Consider the following 519-nt stretch of genomic DNA (forward strand, 5'->3'; position numbering starts at 1 on the left):
CGCACGGGCCCCGGACAGGCCGGCCGCCCGGCGACGGAGAGGTGTGATCCGCATGCGTGTGGCGCTGGTCAGGGAGCTGGGCGGCCCGGCGGTACTGGTTCCGGCCGAGATGCCCGACCCGGTGCCGGGGGCCGGCGAGGTGGTGATCGACGTGAGCCACGTTGACACGCTCTTCGTGGAGACCCAGATCCGGTCGGGAGCGTTCAGCGACTACTTTCCGGTCCGGCCCCCGTACGTACCGGGGGGTGGGATCGCCGGGACGGTGCGCATGGTCGGCGAGGGCGGCGACGCGGGGTGGGCCGGCCGCCGGGTCATCGCCTCCGTCGGCTTCACCGGCGGCTACGCCGAGCAGGCGGCGGCCTCAGCCGACCACCTGGTGCCGGTACCGGACGGACTGGGGCTGCGCGAGGCCGCCGCCCTCGCGCACGACGGGGTGACGGCCGCCGCGCTGATGGAGGCGACGGCCCCCGGACCCGGCGAACGCGTGCTGATCCTCGGCGCCTCCGGCGGCATGGGAAC

The 519-nt window shown here is 75.7% G+C and carries 1 protein-coding gene; it reads left to right on the forward strand.

Annotated elements, in window-relative coordinates:
- Positions 1-52: 52 nt before the first annotated feature.
- Positions 53-519, forward strand: a 467-nt coding sequence (locus AC1DYK_RS35625) for an alcohol dehydrogenase catalytic domain-containing protein (RefSeq protein WP_478170555.1), incomplete at its 3' end; no start/stop codon positions are given.

It is taken from the genome of Variovorax sp. P2_H12 (assembly GCF_056403395.1).